Below are 15,815 nucleotides of genomic sequence, written 5' to 3' on the forward strand. Positions count from 1 at the left end.
CTTGCGGCGCGGACGGTCCGCACCGACGTTTCACAACAGCCCTCCCACGAGCACGTCCCTGGCCAGGCCGATCACTACCGGCACGATGCCGAGACACACGAACGCAGGCAGAAAACACAACCCGAGCGGGCCGCTGACGAGCACACCCGCGCGCTCGATATCGGCGGCCACCCGGTCCTCCGCCTCCGTCCGGTACCGGACGGCCAGTTCGGCCACGGTCTCCGACAGGGGCGAACCGGATTTCGCCGAACGTCGCGCAGCCCTCGCGAAGTCCTCGAGCAGGTCGTCACCCGGGCCGTCCCATGCCTCGGCCGGATCGGCACCGAGCGCGAGCCTGTCGGCGCCCCTGCGCAGCGCCGCGGCGAAATCAGGTGGAGCCGACTCCGCGACAACACGGGCCGCCGACGGCGCCGGCATTCCGGCGCGCAGGCACGCGGCGAACAGGTCGAACGCAGCCGGCACAGCATTCGGGTCGGGGCGTCCGGCCGAGACCGGCAGGCCGGGAACAACTTTCGCATCTCTGAGTCGAGCGTTGCCGCCGGCGATCGGAAGGATCAGCAGGGCCGCGGCGGCGAGCGCGGCAGCGACGGCCGCCGTCATGCGCTCACCCTGTCGGCGATCCGGTCGGTCCACAACAACCCGGCGCACGCCAGCACCGTGCCCGCGACGAGAAGCATGCCGCCGAGTCCGTCGGAAAGCAGAATCCCCACCGGCGCCGCACCCATGAGTTGCCCGAGCCCGACTCCGAGCAACGGGAGGGCCGCGAGGACGGATGCGGTTGCACGCGCCCCTGCCAGGCCCGCGTCCGTGCGAGAGCGAATCCGCATCCTGGCGGAGAGGTCCGTCCGGGCCGCAGCCAGAAGTTCGGTGAGCGCCAGACCGTGCCGATCCGACACGGCCCATGCGTCGGCTACCCGTGCCAGACTTCCCGCCAGTCCGTCGCGGTCGCCGGACGGAACCGAGGACCGCAATCCGTCCGACGCGGAACCTCCGAGGCGGGAGCGGGCAGACGCGACCCGGAACGCATCTGCGGCAGGTCCGGTGGTGTCGCGCGCTGCGGTATCGCAGGCGTCGGCAGGATGCGCACCCACTCGCAGATCCGCGATGACTGCCTCCAAGCCGGAGAGCAACATTCGCCGATGTGCTTCGATCTGCCCCGCGCGGCGTTTCCTGCGTATCCGCCACAGCGTCGTCGCCGCCACCGTGGCTGCGGCCACCGCAGGTGCGACGCCGACCAGCATGGCGAGTGCGACACCTGCGGCGGCGGCGAGCACTCCCGGGTGACCGACAACGGGAAAACGAAAGGGAACGTGGGGACGGACTCGGTGTGCTCCCGACGAACCCGGGGCGACGAGCAACGCGGCGGCAAGACACAGTGCCGCCCCGATCACGGGACATCCCGTCGGCGAAGAGCACGTTCGAGCGACGCCATACCGGCGACCGCGCCGTGGTCGTACGTCCAGGCCGGCGACACGACGACTCCGGAGACGGGATCGCGTTCGACGACGCCGATCTCGACGAGGCGGCGGGCACCACCGGGGCTGCGGTGAACATGAAGGACCACCTGGACCGCGGCAACGAGCTGACTGTGGAGGGCCGCTCGGTCGAGGCCGCCGAGCGCCGCGAGTGCCTCGAGCCGTGCCGGTACTTCGTCCGGTGAATTGGCGTGCACGGTGCCTGCACCCCCGTCGTGGCCGGTGTTCAGCGCCGTCAGGAGATCGACCACCTCCGCCCCGCGAACCTCCCCGACGACGATCCGGTCGGGTCTCATGCGCAACGCCTGGCGGACGAGGTCCCGCACGGTGACCTCCCCGACCCCCTCGACGTTGGGCGCACGCGCGACCAGCCGAACGACGTGGGGATGTGCGGGAACCAGTTCGGCAGCGTCTTCGACGCAGACGATCCGCTCCCGGTGGTCCACCGCTCCCAGCAGCGCCGCGAGCAGTGTGGTCTTTCCCGCACCGGTGCCCCCGACCACCAGGAAGGCGAGTCGCGCACGGATGATGCGGTGCAGCAGACGGTAGGCGTCGTCGTGCACCGCACCGCGTTCCCGCAGGGCATCGAGTCCTTGGGTGGCGGGTCGCAGCACCCGCAACGACAGGCACGTTCCGCCCTGCGCAACCGGCGAGAGCACCGCGTGCAGCCGGACTCCGAACTCACCGTGGCCGGGCAGCCTGCCGTCCACCCACATCTGCGCGTCGTCGAGTCTGCGTCCGGCGAACAACGCCAGACGCTGCGCGAGGCGGCGTACTGCGGTCTCGTCGGCGAAGGTCACGTCGGTCAGGTGCAGTCCGGAGCCCCGGTCGACCCACACCCGATCGGGTGCGGTGACGAGTACGTCTGTGACCGCGGGATCACCGAGCAGCACTTCGAGCGGTCCGGCTCCGGTGAGTTCGGTCTGGAGGTGCCGGAGGGCGGAGAGAAGGTCGGAGTCGCCGAGCACGCCCCCGGCTTCTGCGCGTAGCGCCGCAGCTACCCGTGCGGGGGTGAGATCCCCGGGTTCGTCCGCGAGGCGGTCGCGAACCCGGTCGAGCAGGTCGGCGGCGACAGTCCCGGTCACGCGATCCACCGCGTTCGCGGGCGAGCCGGATCGAGCCCGTCGAGCAGGGCTTCCGCCGCACCGACGAGCGGTGACCGCGACCGCAACCGGATACCCCCGCGTTCGAGTGTCTCGGCAAGGCCCGGTTCGGGGCGCATCGACGCGAGCAGCGGTAGCCCGGTGACCTCCGCGACGTCGTCGGGTGTGAGCCCACCCGGGGCCGGTCCCCGGACGACGAGGCCGGCCGGCACACCGCGTTCGAGGAGTCGATCCGCGATCCGGGCCGACGACAGCGCTGCACCGACGCGGGCCGGCACGACGACCGCCGTGAGATCTGCGAGGGACAGGAGTGCGTCGGCGACGGGACCGAAGGCCCGCCCGATGTCGGCGATCACGGTCGTCCCGGACCGGTGCACCGCGTCCACGACCGCCGTCGCCGCGCCGGCGGTGAGTTGCGCGCCGGAATCCCGATCCGTGGACAGAACCCCGAGCCCCTGAGTCCACGAGGGGACGGCGTCGCGGAGCGCCCGGGCAGAGATGCGTCCGCTCTCGACGGTGAGCCCGGACCATCGCACGCCGGGCCGTTCCTCGAGTCCGGTGAGCACGTCGATACCGCACCCGTAGGGATCGGCGTCGACGAGCAGGACGTCGCGGCCGGCGTCTCGTCGCGCCGACGACCAGGCCAGGGCGGCGGCGAACGTCGACGCTCCTGCACCACCACAGCCTCCGACGACGGCGATCACCGTGCCGCCGGCCGCGTCGGGCTCGGCGGTCGCACCGATGACGGCGAGCAGTTCCACCTCGCTGTCGGGCAACCCGAGGACGTGTTCGGCTCCCACGACCGCAGCGGCCTGCCACTCCCGCAGGTCGGCGGCTCCCGGACACACGAGTACGACACCGGGGCGCCGTGGAAGATCGGCGGCACACGCCAGCGCCGACGCGTGGTCCACCACGACGACGGCGGCATCGGTCCAGGAACGGCGGGACGGCGGCGCGACGGCTTCGTGGAGTTCGCGATCGGCGGCCGCAGCGACGCGGCGCAACGCCGCGATCAGAGCGGGATCGTCGGTCAGCCCGAGGACGTGGGTCATGTGCTGAGCGTGCGGGGTGAACGCTCCGGCGGGACCGCCGAACTGCGTGCGACGCCGAATCTGGGGATCGTCGGAACGCCTGTGGACAAACCCCGTCACCTGCGGGCTTTCGGGGAGGGAACGCCGCCTCGAGGGCCGGCGGGAACCCCCGGAACGAGGACGACCCTCGCCAGGGGGGAGGAGGCGAGGGTCGTCTGTGTTCAGCCCCGGGGGGGTCGGGCTGAACACAACCCGGACGGATCCGGGCAATCGTGATAGTACACCGAACGTGCACGCTGTTTGCAACTGAGCGGACCGGCGTGGCGAGGGCCACGCGCGACCCCCACAGTCCGCCTCCGGGCACCTATTGTGGTGCTCGTGACTGACGCGTCCGGGAACACGAGCACCGGCATCTCGACAGTGGATCATCCGGCAGGAAGTGGCCGCATCGCCGCCTTCTTCGACCTCGACAAGACCGTCATCGCGAAGTCGAGCGTTCTCGCCTTCACGCGCCCGTTCTTCAACGAAGGACTGCTCAGCCGCCGTGCCGTGCTCGAGAGCAGTTACGCCCAGTTGCTGTACGTGCTGTCCGCCGCGGATCAGGACCGCATCGAGCGGATGCGCGAGCACATCGCGCACATGTGTGAGGGCTGGGACGTCGAGCAGATCAAATCGATCGTCGACGAGACTCTGCAGGAAGTGGTCACTCCCCTCGTCTACGCCGAAGCGAAGGACCTCATCGCCGATCACCGGGCGCGTGGTCACGACGTGATCATCGTGTCGGCCTCGGGCGAGGAGGTCGTCACGCCGATCGCGCAGGCACTCGGTGCCTCCCACAGCGTCGGTAGCCGCATGCGGATCGTCGACGGACGGTACGCCGGTGAACTCGAGTTCTATTGCTTCGGGGAGGCCAAGGCCGTCGCGATCCGCGAACTGTCGGACCGGTACGGGTACGACCTGGCACAGAGCTTTGCCTACTCCGACTCCGCGACCGACCTGCCGATGCTCCTGGCGGTCGGCAATCCCCGTGTCGTCAACCCCGGTCGGGCGTTGCGACGTGTCGCGACCGAGAACCATTGGCCGATACTGCGATTCACACTTCCCGTGCCGTTGAAAAGACGTATTCCGACGTCGCCTCGCGCACTCTGGATGGCGGGTGGGATCGCCGGCGCACTCGCCCTGATCATCGGTGTTTCGAGCCGTCTCGCGCGCCGGTCGCACGCTTCGCTGCGGTACTGATTCCGGGCGACCCGCGGCGGATGGCGCACACCGCGTCCGCGGCCCTCCGTGCCACCCGAATATCGCACTGCACAACACGATTTCGCCGAACGGCACAGATGCGACGCGAAGCCGGCATGGGGCTTGCCTACCCCACCGCAAGGGGGGTAGAAAGGAACTACGGAACGACGGAAGGCCAAGAGCGAATCAGAAGAGAAGATTCGATCTCCCGACCGGAGTTCCCAGCACGGAAGCCGAGTACCCACGCGGAGCAGGTGCCACTATAAGGGCAGAAGCGTTGTGGGCTTGCGAGATGTGACTCTTCGAAGGTAAAGACCCCGCACCCGTTGCGAGGCCGAGCCGAGATAATCGCACCGTCGCCGAGGCCGTTGAGACACAACCCATTTCAGCACGCATGGTAACGCGGTTCACCGTGTCAGCGGGTGGTACGCCGATTCTATATCGACGCGTCACCCGCTTTTCCTGTGTCCAGCGCTTGTCGCTGCGGCCCGGCGGCCTCCGTCGAATCTCCCGAGTGCCGGGCCGATCAGCCCGCGAACGCCTCGGCGATCGAGGTGGCTTCGCGCGCTCCCGCCTCGAGCGACCCGCAGCAGAAGATCACCCACCCGCCGACGCCCTCGGCGGTACCACCGGCGAAACCGTCGATCCCGCTGCGATACGCGTCGAGCCGGCGCATCCAGTGGACCTCGGGCACTCCGAGGTTCCGGGTGTCGAGCCCGGTCGCCACACACACCAGCCGCGACGCCGCCCGTGCGACCACGCCGTCCGCGACGCCGAACGGCTTCAATGCCTGCAGTTCGCCGTGCACGATCGCCGCGAGCACCGGCGCGGGTGCGTCCGACCCACCTGTCACGAGTTGCGCCAACGCGTCCAGACGTTCTCCGACCCCGCTCCCGGTACGTGGCCGCCCGAGCTGACCCGCGTCCTCGACGAGGTCCGCCGCCGCGAGCAGATGCAACCGGGCCAGGGCTTGCAGAGGCGCGCGGCGCCACGTCGACACCATGTTGCCCAGCGCGTCACCGTCGAGCGTCTGCGCGACACGCAGCGCACCGGCGAGGATCGGGTCACCGGCTTCACCGGGCTGCGGCAGCTCCATCGACCCACCGTCGATTGCGGCAGAGGCTCGCGCCGCGCGCACCGACGCCTCGGCTGCGGTGTTCGCCCAGCCCCGCCGGTTCGTTCGATGGCGATGGACCTCCGCGAGCGCGTCGCGCGCACGGTCGGCGGCGTCGCGCACGCCGGGGAGGTCGAGGAGCGGTGCAAGCGGGTCGGTCACAGTCTCCGACGGTACCGCCGGTGTTCCCGGCGACCGCCGGTGGGACCGGGCGTACGCACCCGCACCACACCACTCGTCCGCGCCTCAGACCACCCGTCGCTCGAAACCGACCGATGGGCGACTGTGGCGTGACCATATGCAGGTGCAACGGTGCGATGCGCGTCACAGATGATTACGCTCTCAAGAGCCCGACGATAGACGACCCGAAAGGTGCCCCGCATCATGACGAGCGCAGCTCCGGACCACGAACAGCAGGCCTTTCCTCCGAGTGCCGAGTTCACAGCCACCGCCAACGCCGGTCCGGAGTTGCAGGCTGCTGCCGACGCCGATCGCCTCGGATTCTGGGCGACCCAGGCCGAACGACTCGAGTGGGCCTCCCCGTGGACCGAGGTGCTGGACTGGTCGGACGCGCCGTTCGCGAAGTGGTTCGTCGGCGGGCAGCTCAACGTCGCCTACAACTGCGTGGACCGGCACGTGCTCGCCGGCAACGGTGACCGCGTCGCCATTCATTTCGAAGGTGAACCCGGCGACACGCGAGCACTGACGTACAACGACCTGCTGGCGGAAGTCTCGCGCGCCGCGAACACCTTCACCGAACTGGGCCTGGTTGCCGGCGATCGCGTCGCCATCTACATGCCGATGATTCCCGAAGCGATCGTCACGATGCTCGCCTGCGCTCGTCTGGGCCTGACGCACTCCGTGGTGTTCGCAGGTTTCTCCGCGACGGCGCTCCGCTCACGTATCGACGATGCCGAGGCGAAGCTTCTGGTCACCGTCGACGGTCAGTGGCGCCGCGGCGCCGCGGCGCCGCTCAAGGCCTCGGCCGACGAGGCGACCGCAGGTGCCGCGTCGATCGAGCACGTTCTCGTGGTGCGGCGCACCGGCATCGACGTGGAGTGGACCGAGGGCCGGGACCTGTGGTGGCACGACACCGTCGAGCAGGCATCGCCCGAGCACGAGGCGCAGCCGTTCGACGCCGAGCACCCCCTGTTCATCCTCTACACCTCCGGCACCACGGGTAAGCCGAAGGGAATCATCCACACGTCGGGTGGCTACCTCACGCAGGCGTCGTACACTCACCACAACGTGTTCGACCACAAAGCGGGCGAGGACGTGTACTGGTGCACCGCCGATATCGGCTGGGTCACCGGACACACCTACATCGTGTACGGACCGCTGTCGAACGGCGTGACACAGGTCGTCTACGAAGGCACCCCGAACTCTCCGACCCAGCACCGGCACTTCGAGATCATCGAGAAGTACGGGGTGAGCATCTACTACACCGCCCCCACGCTGATCCGCACGTTCATGAAGTGGGGACGGGCGATCCCCGACGCGCACGACCTCTCGTCGATCCGCGTGCTCGGCAGTGTCGGCGAGCCGATCAACCCCGAGGCGTGGCGCTGGTATCGCGACGTCATCGGCGCGGGCCAGGCTCCGATCGTGGACACGTGGTGGCAGACCGAGACGGGCGCGATCATGATTTCCCCGCTGCCCGGGATCACTGCGACCAAGCCGGGCTCGGCGATGGCGCCGCTGCCGGGCATCTCCGCGAAGATCGTCGACGACGAAGCCCGTCCGCTCGGTCCCGGAGGGAACGGCTACCTGGTACTCGACCAGCCGTGGCCGGCCATGTTGCGCGGCATCTGGGGTGATCCGCAGCGGTACCGCGAAACGTACTGGTCACGCTACGAAGACCAGGGTTGGTACTTCGCCGGCGACGGTGCGCGCTACGACGAGGACGGGGACCTCTGGGTGCTCGGCCGTGTCGACGACGTCATGAACGTCTCCGGCCACCGCATCTCGACCTCCGAGGTGGAGTCGGCGCTGGTGAGCCACCAGACCGTCGCCGAAGCCGCCGTCGTGGGCGCGGCCGACGAGACCACCGGTCAGGGCATCGTCGCCTTCGTGATTCTGCGGGAGAACGTGGAGAACACCGGTGACGCGCTGATCAAGGAACTCCGCGAGCACGTGGCGGTGGAGATCTCCCCGATCGCGAAGCCGCGTCAGATCACGGTCGTACCGGAACTGCCGAAAACCCGTTCCGGCAAGATCATGCGACGGTTGCTGCGCGACGTGGCCGAAGGCCGCGAACTCGGTGACACCTCGACCCTCGTCGATCCCGCGGTGTTCGACGCAATCCGGGGCAAGTAGCTCCACAAAGGGTGCGGCCCCTTCCGGACTTCGTGTCCCGGGAGGGGCCGCACTCGTCTCCGGGCAGCGCGGGTTTGCGGTCGCGCCCGATCGGTCACTCAGGGGCGGGCGCTCCGGCGGGTCTACAATTTTCGACGGTGTGCCGGGAAGTCTGGTCGGCGAGCGCTCGACCCTACCGGAATCCGCCGAACCGAAAGCCGCCCGTTGTCCAACCCCGCCTGGAGCACCTCGCTCGCCCGTTTCCTCCGTACCGAAACCGTGGGCGGATCCCTTCTCCTTCTTGCCGCCGCGCTGGCCCTGATCTGGGTCAATTCCCCCCTCGGCGACTCCTACACCGCCCTGCGCGACTTCCAGATCGGTCCGGAGTCGCTGCACCTGCACCTGTCGCTGGGGACGTGGGCCAAGGACGGGCTTCTGGCGGTGTTCTTCTTCGTCGCCGGACTCGAACTCAAACGCGAACTCGTGGTCGGCGAACTCGCAGACCGCAAGAAAGCCCTGCTCCCGGTGATCGCGGCGTGCGGAGGCGTCGTCCTGCCCGCTGTCATTGCCGCGACCGTCGGCTGGGGCACGCCCGGAATGGATCGCGGCTGGGCGATTCCCGTCGCGACCGACATCGCCTTCGCACTGGGCGTCCTGGCTCTCACCGGTTCTCGCATACCGACCAGTGCACGAGTCTTCCTGCTCAGTCTCGCGGTGGTCGACGACCTGATCGGTATCGCGCTGATCGCGGTGCTGTTCACCTCGGGACTCGCGTTGATGTGGCTGGTCGCGACCGTGGTCCTCGCCGCGGCGTACTGGGTTGCCCAGCAGCGCCGCATCACCACGGCATGGCTGTACGTGCCGCTCGCGCTGCTCACCTGGTACGCCATGCACCAAGCCGGGATCCACGCGACGGTCGCCGGAGTCGTTCTGGGTCTGCTCACACGCGTCCGCACCGACCCCGGCGAGGACTACGCACCCTCCGAGCGTCTCGAGCACCGGATCCAACCCTGGTCGGCAGGATTCTGCGTGCCCGTCTTCGCGCTCTTCGCCTCCGGGGTGCCTCTCGGCGCGGAGATGATCGGCAACGTCTTCACCGACCCGGTCGGTCTTGCCATCGTCCTCGGTCTGCTCATCGGCAAAACGGTGGGAATCTTCAGCAGCGCCTGGCTCGCGATCCGGGTGGGTATCGCGACCCGCCCGACCGGTCTGATGTGGGGAGATCTGTTCGCGCTGGCGGTGCTCGGCGCGATCGGGTTCACCGTCAGCCTGCTCATCGCGGAACTTTCGCTCGGGGGTGTCGACGGTGGCGCCGCCGCCGAGATCGCCAAAGCCGCCGTCCTGGTTACCTCGTTGATCGCGTCGATACTCGGTTCGGCGCTACTGTTACGGCGTGGGCGAGCCCACCGCAAGCAGAACGAACCAACCAAAGGGGTCGACTAGTGAGCGTGACGAACGGGAACCGTCCCGGGGACGGTGTGCCGACGAGTATCTCGGGCATTCCGCTGACGAAGGTGGACGCTCCGACGCCGCGGGATGCCAGCGTCGGTGATCTTGTCCGTGACGTGGCCACTCAGGTGTCGACACTCTTCCGCGCCGAAGTGCAGCTCGCGAAGGCGGAAGTGACCGGTGAGGTCAAGAAGGGCCTGCAAGGCAGCCTCTTCTTCGTCCTGGCGCTCGCCGTCCTCACCTTCAGCTCCTTCTTCTTTTTCTTCTTCCTCGCCGAACTCCTCGACGTCTGGGTTCCGCGCTGGCTCGCCTTCCTCATCGTCTTCCTGATCATGGTCGTGGTGACCGCGCTCCTCGCGTTGATCGGTTATATGCGCGTGCGCAAGGTGCGCGCACCGAGCAAGACGATCGACTCGCTCAAGCAGACGAAGTCGGTCCTGCCGAACCACCAGGACGACCAGGCTCCCGCCGGTCGTCATCACGCAGCGCGCTGATGCGCCGAGCGATATAGAGGTGGCTCCACCCGACCCGTCCACGGCCCGCTATCCCGGGCCGTGGACGCATCGTGACATCCACGCGAACGGAATCCGGTTCCACGCGGTCGAAACCGGCCCGCACGATCCGGACACCCCGCTCGTACTCTTCGTGCACGGTTTCGCGGACCTGTGGTGGTCCTGGCGTCACCAGCTCACCGCCTTCGCCGAGTCGGGCTATCGAGCCGTGTCGGTGGACCTGCGCGGCTACGGCGATTCGGACAAGCCCCCGCGCGGATACGACGGCTGGACCCTGTCCAACGACATCGCGGGTCTCGTCCGCGCGCTCGGGCACAGCGAGGCGATCCTCGTCGGGCACGCCGACGGCGGGCTGGTCTGCTGGGCGACGGCGGTTCTGCATCCTCGGCTCGTGCGTGCCATCGCCGTCGTCGATTCACCCCACCCGATCTCTCTGCGCGACGGGGCACTGCGCGACAAGGCGCAGCGAAAAGCACTCCTGCCGACGTTCCTGTCGTATCAGGTGCCGTGGCGGCCCGAACGTCGGCTGGTTCGCGACGAGAGTCGCGAGATCGAACGGCTCGCGCGCCTCCGTTCGGGACCGGAGTGGCAGGCCACGCCGGAATTCTCCGACGTCGTCGAGCGTCTCCGCTCGGCAATCCGTATCCCGGGGGTCGCGCACTGCACGCTGGAATACCAGCGGTGGGCGTTCCGGAGCCAGTGGCGGCCCGACGGGCGACGTTTCATGAAGGCGATGGACGTCACCCTCTCGCTGCCCGTCCTCCAGTTGCACGGCGTGCTCGATCCGTACGTACTGGCCGCGACGCTGCGCCGGTGCAAGCGTCACGCGCCCGGACGCGTCCTGAAGTTCGTCGACGGCGCGGGTCATTACGCGCATCAGGAGAAGCCCGACGTCGTGACGTCGCAACTACTCGGCTTCGTGCGGGGTCTCTGACTCCGACGGACAACCGCACGGGCCGGGCGCCGGCGTCAGACGATGCAGACGCCGGTTTCCACGGGTTCGAACACCGACCCGGCCAGTGCGAGTTGACGGCTGATCTCCCCGGCCGTGAGCACGAATCCCGTATCGGAGTCGTCGATGGCCGCCCCGAACACCATGCCGAGGACGAGACCCTGCGCGTCGACGAGTGGTCCACCGGAGTTGCCCTGCTGGATCAGACCGCGCACGGTGTAGACCTCGCGTTCGACCGTTCCGCTGCGGTAGATGTCGGGTCCCTGCAGATCCAGCGTTTCGCGGACCCGTGCGGCGCTCGCCGTATACGGCCCGCCACCCGGATAGCCGAGGACGATCGCGTTCTCACCCGAGTCCGCGGGCACGGGGGCGAATGCCAGCGGTGGGGCCGTGAGCCCGGGCACCGACAGGATCGCGACGTCCACGGCCGGGTCGAACAGCACCACGGAGGCGTCGAGTGCGCCCTGTTCGGTGTCGACGGTCACGGCGGCAGTGCCCGCCACGACGTGCGCGTTCGTCATGACCCGTTCCGGCGCCACGACGAAGCCGGACCCTTCGAGTGCCTTCTGGCAACTCGGCGCGAGTCCGTTGATGCGGAGCACGCTCGGATGGAGATCTGCCGCCACCGGGCTGTCGAGCAACGAAGCGTCGGGGATCGCGACCTCGGCGATCGGGGTCCTGCCGAACGGTCCGATCACCTCGGGTAGCCCGGACGTGTCGAGCAGAGCCGAGAATTCGTTGGGTATCGCCCGCATCCACTCGGGAGCGAATTCGTCGACGGTGCCGAGGACATGAGAACCCCGCACCGCTGCGGACACCACGGGCTGAGTGGTGGCCGTCAGCGGAATGGCGAGAAGCCAGGCGGCGACGAGCACGGCGACGGCCTGCAGACCCGCGCCCACGACGCTGTCGACCGCCCGGACGCCGGGGCTGTGGATGCCACTGCGGGCAGCCCGGCCGAGCACCATCCCGGCCACCTCGCCGATCACGACGAGCACCACGATCAACGCGATCCCCGCCAGGATCCGCATTCGCCCCTCTTCGACGTGCACGAGCACGTGCGGCGCGATGAGAATGCCGGCGATCGCACCGAGCAGTACACCCAGGAACGCGAGGGCCGACGCAACCGCGCCCTGCCTCAGTCCCGACGATGCCGCGATGACGACGATCAGCACGATGATCAGGTCGAGCCAGCCGGATCCGGTCACGGTTCGACCACCTCGGTCTCCATTTCGGCGAGTACGACATCGAGGTCACGAATGTCGTGGTGATCCCATTCGATTTCCCATCCGGAGACGGCGAACAGGCCTGCGAGCACTCCCGCGGTGAAACCCCACACGAGCATCCCTTCGACCCGGAAGGCCGGTCCGCGATACCCGAGGGCGTGCCGTACCTGGAAGCGGTTCCGCGGGTCGAGCAAGTCGTGCAGCGACACGCGCACCACGCGAGAAGCCTCGGCGGGATTGACCACACCGACGGGGCTCGGACGCTCCCAGTACGCGATCACGGGTGTCACGTCGAAGCCCGAGGGCGGGATGAACAGTTCGGGGAGCACAGCGAGCGGACGTACCCCGGCGGGGTCCAGGCCCGTTTCCTCCTGCGCTTCGCGCAGAGCGGTGTGTTCGGGACCCTCGTCGTCGGGATCGGCGGCGCCACCGGGAAACGCGACCTGTCCGCTGTGCTGGCGCAGGGTCGCCGCACGCTGGGTGAGCAGCACATCCGCGTCGGCCGGCAGGCCGCCACGGGCGAGCGGGTCAGGCGTCGGCGAACCACCGAACAACACCAGGACCGCCGCTTGCCGGACCGGGAGCCCGGAGGGCGCGCGCCGGTTGATGATCGGATTGTCGTCGTGCGGGTCCTTCGGCTCGAGGGTCGTGACCTTCCGCAACCAGTACGGCGTCATACCGCCACCCCCAGGTATTCGTCGACCACGGCGGCGACCTCGTCGGCGGAGCGGAAGGGCTGAGGCAGCACTTTGGCCACCGAGCCGTCGGCTCGCAGCAGGATCGTCACCGGCAGCACCGCCGGGGCTCCGACCGCGGCCTGGACTCGTCCGGAGCCGTCCTGCACTCCGGGCAGATGCACGTCGTAGTCCGTCAGCTTGCTCAGCGCATTGGCCTCGTTGGGATCGGTATGCACCGTCACCACGGTCATCGCATCTCCGGCTCGTTCGGCGAACTCCTCGAGCACGGGCAGTTCTTCGGCGCACGGGCCGCACCACCACGCCCACAGATTCACCACAGCCGGCTTGCCCGCGAGTGCGGCGGCCAGGTCCACCGTGGAACCGTCGCCGACGCATTCGAACGTCAACCCCGCGAGCGGGCTGCCGGCAGACGCTCCCGCTGCAGGCGTTCCCGCTGCCGACGGGCAGGGATCCAGAGCGGCGGTTTCCCGGAGGGGCGCGAGAGCCTGCGGGTTGTCCTGCGCTCGCCGGTCGACGGGTGCGGCCGAGGTCGCAGCGCCGGTCGCCGAGGGAGCCGGTGCGTCATCGTTGCCGCGCGGCCAGATGGCGACGATCAAGGCGATCACGACGACCAGTGCTGCCAGGCTCCAACGGCCTGCTGAGGAAGGGTGCACCGGCGTCACCTACCGGCCAGCTCGAGCAGATGCTCGGTCTCCGGTCCCTTCACCAGCGCGGCGGCGGTCGGCGGGTCGGTGGGTCCGATCCCGTAGGACGGGCAATCCTTGGCGAGCACGCACACTCCGCAGGCGGGTTTGCGCGCGTGGCAGACCCGACGGCCGTGGAAGATCACCCGGTGGGACAGCAGCGTCCACTCCTTGCGTTCGATGAGCGTTCCGACGGCGTGCTCGATCTTCACGGGGTCGGTTTCCGTGGTCCACTTCCAGCGTCCGACGAGCCGAGCGAAGTGCGTATCGACGGTGATTCCCGGCACATCGAAGGCGTTGCCGAGAATGACGTTCGCGGTCTTGCGCCCGATGCCGGGCAGCTTCACGAGGTCGTCGAGCCGAGCCGGCACCTCGCCGTCGTACTGCTCGAGCAGAGCCTGGCCCAGACCGATGAGTGCGTTCGCCTTGTTGCGGAAGAAGCCGGTGGATCGGATGAACTCTTCGAGCTCCGTCCGGTCCGCTTCGGCGTAGGCGCGGGCATCGGGGTACCGGGCGAACAACGCGGGAGTCACCTGGTTGACGCGCACGTCCGTGCACTGAGCGGACAGGATCGTCGCGACCGCCAGTTCGAGCGGCGTCGTGAAATCGAGTTCGCAGTACACATGGGGAAAAGCCTCGGCGAGCCGCCGATTCATCCGTCGCGCGCGGCGCACCAGCGCGAGCCGGGATTCGGAGCGGGGGGCCGCGCCCGAGTCACCACGGGGAGCCTGATCGGAGCTCTCGGACGGGGTCGCATGCACCTGGACCACTGTACGTAAACCCCTCCGCATCAATCCGCCCCCGTGTCTCATCTGAGACCTAACCCGTGTTTACTTCCCGGTATGCAAGCTCTCGCTGTGGTGCTTTTCCCAGTGCTGCTGACGCTGTTCGCACTCGCCATGGAGCGTGTCGAGTCCCGCCTGAGTCGTCTTTCCGTCCGCGAGGACGAGGTCGAGGAATTCCTCGACCAAGCCGACCAGGGCGATGTCGCCGCGCTCGCTCGCGAAGGTTTCCCCGGGGCTCTCGCCCGGTTCCACCGCCGTCGGCGCCGGGGGTCGACCGAGTCGGACGGCAGCACCTCACATCACGGTCTCGGGACGCGTCGCGCCAGCTGACCCACATACTCGCCGGTAGCCTGCGAGAAGGTTTTCGGAAGCAAAACACCCGATCCGTGGTGTCGGTCACTCACGCCTGACCTCGGCACAGTAGACTGGGGAGTCGTACGCCTGACAGGTGACCTCCGTCGGATGCCCGTAGACGTGCCGACACAGCAGCAAGACAACGTTTTTTCATTTCCCAAAAGGAGCGCACGTGGACGAGGTCCTGGCCAGAGCAGGCATCTTCCAAGGAGTCGAGCCCTCTGCGGTTGCGGCGCTGGTCAAAGAGCTTCAGCCGGTCGATTTTCCCCGTGGCCATGTCATCTTCAACGAAGGTGAGCCCGGCGACCGCCTGTACATCATCGTCTCCGGCAAGGTGAAGCTCGGTCGGCGTTCGCCCGACGGTCGCGAGAACCTGCTGACCATCATGGGCCCGTCCGACATGTTCGGCGAGTTGTCCATCTTCGACCCGGGCCCCCGTACGTCCACCGCGACGACCGTCACCGAGGTGCGTGCCGTGAGCATGGACCGCGAGGCACTCAAGGCGTGGATCGACCAGCGCCCCGAGATCGCCGAGCAGCTGCTCCGCGTGCTGGCCCGCCGGCTCCGCCGCACGAACAACAGCCTCGCCGACCTCATCTTCACCGATGTTCCCGGTCGCGTCGCCAAGGCTCTGCTGCAGCTCGCGCAGCGTTTCGGCACGCAGGAGGCGGGCGCTCTGCGCGTCACGCACGACCTGACGCAGGAAGAGATCGCCCAGCTCGTCGGTGCGTCGCGCGAGACCGTGAACAAGGCTCTCGCCGACTTCGCGCACCGCGGCTGGCTGCGCCTCGAAGGCAAGAGCGTCCTGATCTCCGACTCGGAGCGTCTGGCGCGTCGCGCCCGCTGACACGCGGCATCACGACACACGGGCGAGCCCGGGACGCGACACGCGTCCCGGG

Annotated in this window: 16 protein-coding genes; 7 read left to right on the forward strand and 9 right to left on the reverse strand. The window is 68.6% G+C overall.

Annotated features, from left to right (window positions below; genetic code table 11):
• Nucleotides 1-30 precede the first annotated feature (30 nt).
• From ACFWBU_RS18260 to ssd, 4 genes are read right to left on the reverse strand one after another with little or no spacing between them, the layout of a single operon-like run.
• Nucleotides 31-600 (reverse strand): type II secretion system F family protein, encoded by a 570-nt coding sequence (locus tag ACFWBU_RS18260; protein ID WP_378528919.1) that lies wholly within the window; start codon nt 598-600, stop codon nt 31-33.
• Nucleotides 597-1,391, reverse strand: a complete 795-nt coding sequence (locus tag ACFWBU_RS18265) for a type II secretion system F family protein (protein WP_378528920.1) — start codon at nt 1,389-1,391, stop codon at nt 597-599. The genes ACFWBU_RS18260 and ACFWBU_RS18265 overlap by 4 nt, the downstream gene beginning before the upstream one ends.
• Nucleotides 1,388-2,560, reverse strand: a complete 1,173-nt coding sequence (locus tag ACFWBU_RS18270) for a TadA family conjugal transfer-associated ATPase (protein WP_169623044.1) — start codon at nt 2,558-2,560, stop codon at nt 1,388-1,390. Before ACFWBU_RS18270 ends, ACFWBU_RS18265 begins: the two co-directional genes overlap by 4 nt.
• Complete coding sequence (gene ssd / locus ACFWBU_RS18275; protein WP_378528921.1) at nt 2,557-3,630, reverse strand: septum site-determining protein Ssd; 1,074 nt, start codon at nt 3,628-3,630, stop codon at nt 2,557-2,559. The genes ACFWBU_RS18270 and ssd overlap by 4 nt, the downstream gene beginning before the upstream one ends.
• Nucleotides 3,631-3,978: 348 nt before the next feature.
• Here ssd and ACFWBU_RS18280 point away from each other — a divergent pair, with 348 nt between their 5' ends.
• A complete protein-coding gene (locus ACFWBU_RS18280; protein ID WP_378528922.1) occupies nt 3,979-4,848 on the forward strand; it encodes an HAD family hydrolase in 870 nt (289 codons plus the stop codon).
• 526 nt (nt 4,849-5,374) lie between these two features.
• Here ACFWBU_RS18280 and ACFWBU_RS18285 read toward each other — a convergent pair.
• Entirely contained in the window at nt 5,375-6,124 is a 750-nt protein-coding gene (locus ACFWBU_RS18285) for an oxidoreductase (protein ID WP_169623046.1), read from the reverse strand.
• A 222-nt stretch (nt 6,125-6,346) separates the two neighbouring features.
• On the opposite strand from ACFWBU_RS18285, the gene acs reads away from it, so the two are divergent.
• From acs to ACFWBU_RS18305, 4 genes are all read left to right on the forward strand, one after another.
• A complete protein-coding gene (acs, locus tag ACFWBU_RS18290; RefSeq protein ID WP_378528923.1) occupies nt 6,347-8,278 on the forward strand; it encodes an acetate--CoA ligase in 1,932 nt (643 codons plus the stop codon).
• A 204-nt stretch (nt 8,279-8,482) separates the two neighbouring features.
• Nucleotides 8,483-9,700 (forward strand): Na+/H+ antiporter NhaA, encoded by a 1,218-nt coding sequence (gene nhaA, locus ACFWBU_RS18295; RefSeq protein WP_169653032.1) that lies wholly within the window; start codon nt 8,483-8,485, stop codon nt 9,698-9,700.
• Entirely contained in the window at nt 9,700-10,200 is a 501-nt protein-coding gene (locus ACFWBU_RS18300) for a phage holin family protein (protein ID WP_169623049.1), read from the forward strand. The genes nhaA and ACFWBU_RS18300 overlap by 1 nt, the downstream gene beginning before the upstream one ends.
• Before the next feature lie 19 nt (nt 10,201-10,219).
• Nucleotides 10,220-11,152 (forward strand): alpha/beta fold hydrolase, encoded by a 933-nt coding sequence (locus ACFWBU_RS18305; protein WP_169623050.1) that lies wholly within the window; start codon nt 10,220-10,222, stop codon nt 11,150-11,152.
• Between the two features lie 35 nt (nt 11,153-11,187).
• Here ACFWBU_RS18305 and ACFWBU_RS18310 read toward each other — a convergent pair whose 3' ends face one another.
• From ACFWBU_RS18310 to nth, 4 genes are read right to left on the reverse strand one after another with little or no spacing between them, the layout of a single operon-like run.
• Entirely contained in the window at nt 11,188-12,378 is a 1,191-nt protein-coding gene (locus tag ACFWBU_RS18310) for a MarP family serine protease (RefSeq protein ID WP_169623051.1), read from the reverse strand.
• The gene (locus ACFWBU_RS18315) at nt 12,375-13,073 is read right to left on the reverse strand and encodes a CoA pyrophosphatase (protein WP_169623052.1); all 699 of its coding nucleotides are present in this window, start codon (nt 13,071-13,073) and stop codon (nt 12,375-12,377) included. The genes ACFWBU_RS18310 and ACFWBU_RS18315 overlap by 4 nt, the downstream gene beginning before the upstream one ends.
• A complete protein-coding gene (locus tag ACFWBU_RS18320; RefSeq protein ID WP_378528924.1) occupies nt 13,070-13,747 on the reverse strand; it encodes a TlpA family protein disulfide reductase in 678 nt (225 codons plus the stop codon). Before ACFWBU_RS18320 ends, ACFWBU_RS18315 begins: the two co-directional genes overlap by 4 nt.
• A gap of 5 nt (nt 13,748-13,752) precedes the next feature.
• Complete coding sequence (gene nth / locus ACFWBU_RS18325; protein WP_206037440.1) at nt 13,753-14,568, reverse strand: endonuclease III; 816 nt, start codon at nt 14,566-14,568, stop codon at nt 13,753-13,755.
• 51 nt (nt 14,569-14,619) lie between these two features.
• Here nth and ACFWBU_RS18330 point away from each other — a divergent pair, with 51 nt between their 5' ends.
• Together ACFWBU_RS18330 and ACFWBU_RS18335 are read left to right on the forward strand one after the other, a co-directional pair.
• Nucleotides 14,620-14,892, forward strand: a complete 273-nt coding sequence (locus ACFWBU_RS18330; RefSeq protein WP_169623055.1) for a hypothetical protein — start codon at nt 14,620-14,622, stop codon at nt 14,890-14,892.
• Nucleotides 14,893-15,088: 196 nt separating this feature from the next.
• Nucleotides 15,089-15,763, forward strand: a complete 675-nt coding sequence (locus ACFWBU_RS18335) for a Crp/Fnr family transcriptional regulator (RefSeq protein WP_111731607.1) — start codon at nt 15,089-15,091, stop codon at nt 15,761-15,763.
• Nucleotides 15,764-15,815 lie beyond the last annotated feature (52 nt).

Source organism: Rhodococcus sp. NPDC060084, from assembly GCF_042730335.1.
Taxonomy (GTDB): domain Bacteria; phylum Actinomycetota; class Actinomycetes; order Mycobacteriales; family Mycobacteriaceae; genus Rhodococcus.